At 66.5% G+C, this 2,160-nt stretch carries 4 protein-coding genes; 2 read left to right on the top strand and 2 right to left on the bottom strand.

From position 1 onward, the window contains the following. On the top strand, positions 1-203 hold a 203-nt coding region (locus BN13_RS19855), incomplete at its 5' end, for a hypothetical protein (RefSeq protein WP_048548606.1). A 34-nt stretch (positions 204-237) separates the two neighbouring features. On the opposite strand, the gene BN13_RS18085 is transcribed toward BN13_RS19855, so the two are convergent. Beyond that, positions 238-1,428, bottom strand: a complete 1,191-nt coding sequence (locus tag BN13_RS18085; RefSeq protein ID WP_048547769.1) for an ImmA/IrrE family metallo-endopeptidase — start codon at positions 1,426-1,428, stop codon at positions 238-240. Positions 1,429-1,490: 62 nt separating this feature from the next. Between BN13_RS18085 and BN13_RS18080 the strand changes: the two genes are divergently transcribed. Continuing rightward, on the top strand, positions 1,491-1,880 hold the full coding sequence (locus tag BN13_RS18080) for a hypothetical protein (protein ID WP_048547771.1): 390 nt from the start codon (positions 1,491-1,493) through the stop codon (positions 1,878-1,880). On the opposite strand, the gene BN13_RS19850 is transcribed toward BN13_RS18080, so the two are convergent. After that, positions 1,877-2,160 (bottom strand): hypothetical protein (locus BN13_RS19850; RefSeq protein WP_048548604.1); only part of this gene is annotated, 284 nt, incomplete at its 5' end. The two genes, BN13_RS18080 and BN13_RS19850, sit on opposite strands and share 4 nt — an antisense overlap.

Raw genomic sequence — 2,160 nt, 5'->3', positions numbered from 1 at the left:
ACGACGACGACGACGACGACGTCAGCGTCCCGTTCTCGCTGGACGACCTTTTGATCGACCAGGACGCCGATTGGGCGATGACGCCAGCGGCAATCGAGAGTGACGACTGGTCGATGCCCACGACGTCGCCAGCGGTTGCTCGCAACGATTGGACTGCGACGCCGCCGCCACTTGACGCTGACGACGACTGGTCGCTGGTCTAGCGGGGACCGTGCAGAAGGAGCCGCCGTCAGTCCTCTAGGCGGTCGTTTTGGTTCTGGGCCGAGTCGTCTTTCGCGCCGTAGGCTTGCGCCGGGCAGCAGGCTTGCGGCGCGGACGGTTCGGGTCGGGAACGTACTTGTCCGCGTCGGTCTCGGTGATCTTGCGGAACGCCGTCGACGCTTTCGCCATCGCCTTCGTGATGACGGCCTTGTCCCCCTTCGACCAGGACGCGATGTACCCCGCCGCGAACGATCCGGCCTCCTTGGGTTCGCGCCCCAGCGCCCGCATCGTCATGTAGGCCGCCGCCTCCGCTTCGGTCTCCATGCGGCCCCGATGCTCCGCGTAGTCTTCGGTGCCGTCGACGTGGCCGCAGTGAATGTGGCCCAGCTCGTGCGCGACAACCCCGATCTTGACGGACTCGGGCAGCCACTCGGCGACCGCAACCTTCTTCGACTTCGGGCTGGTGTACCCCAGACGTCCCGCGTAGTCGCCGGGGCGGGCCATGCCGGTCTCGATGCCTTCCTCGTGGAAGGTGTAACCGGCCTCCGCGACTTTTCCGGTGAGGAAGGTGTAGGCCCCTCCCTCCGGTTCGACCGTGGTCGGCCTGAACAGGTCTTGCTCCGGGATCGGGTCGCCGGTCGTCTGACAAGCGTCGAACTTGGCCTGGCCGGTGAAGCCGACCGTGGCGTACCGGGACTCTTCCTCGCCCGTCTCCTTGTTCGTTGAGGTGTACTTCCTGGTGACCGGGGCGAGAATCCAGACGGCCTTCGCGCCCGCGCGAGGGTGGCGGTTGAACTTCGTCTTCCAGTCGTGCGCCGACATCGCCATCAAGTGGCTGGGGGCCTCAGCCAGCGCGTCCTCGTCGGCTTCATCTCGGGCACGCCATCCTTGAAAGGTTGCAAGAATCTGGTTGCCGAACGACCACTTGCCAATCCGGTTGGCCGCCGTCAACTCTAAGAACCGCGCAAGCTGCCCCGACTCCACCACTTGCGCAACAGCGTCGTGCAATTCGGCCTCGATCGCCGCCGCGCGAACGTCGCGGTCGGTCTCGGAGAACTTCGTGAAGATCGGCGAGAGACCACCGCGATCCATGCCGTCGACGGGCGCTTCTGGCGAGTTGAAGTCAACCGCCGACTCGTCCCGCGGCTGCGTTCCGAACTTCCCGTCCGGGTTGCGGTGCTTCTCTCGGGCCGAAGCGGCGGACGGCGAAATGGCGGTGGCAGTCATGCCTATATTGCGGGCGGGGACGCAGCCGGCCGCCGCGGCCGACCCCAAGGCAAAGAACAGTTATGGCGGCCTCGAAGACCAAAAAGCCGGTGGCCTACGTGACCGGAGACGCCCCCCTGGCCGAGATCGCCGCCGCCGTGGCCACCGCCATCATGCGGACCGAGAAGGCGCGCTACTGGTCGCAAGTCGGCCCGCTCGACGGCAAGTACGCCCTGACCCCGCATCAGCAGTACGCCGTCGAGCAGTGCGCCAACATGCTTTCCTACTTGCGGGGAGCCGACCCGGATCAAGGCCGGGAGCGCATTGCGGTCGGCGTGTGCCCGTCCTGTCACAAGTGGCTGCTCGTCGGTTCCCGGAGCACGCCCACCAAGTGCAGCCTGACGATGGGGTGCTCCGGCAAGCCCAGCAAAGTCTCAGCCGCGAGAATCCAACGCCCCGACGATGCCAGTTAGTCGGCAGCGCCCCGGCCTCGAAGCCCGAGCGCGGCGTCGATCAACAAGGACAGCGTCCGCCGATCAATCAGCCCTTGCGCTTCCCCGTCGACGAACCACTGCGGAAGCCCCGACGCACGGGCGGCAGGCTCGGCAACCTGCTTGCCGTTGACGTACCAGGACTTGGACCCGCTAGCCCGCTCGACGGCAGGAAGACCACCGTCACGGTGGAGCTTGCCGTTGACGTACCAGGACTTGGACCCGTCAGCCCGCTCGACGGCAGGAAGACCACCGTCACGGT

The sequence above is a fragment of the Nostocoides jenkinsii Ben 74 genome, from assembly GCF_001046875.1.
In the GTDB taxonomy this organism is placed as follows: domain Bacteria; phylum Actinomycetota; class Actinomycetes; order Actinomycetales; family Dermatophilaceae; genus Nostocoides_A; species Nostocoides_A jenkinsii.
Note: the sequence above shows the minus strand (reverse complement) of the source record. Positions and strands in the feature narration are given on the sequence as shown.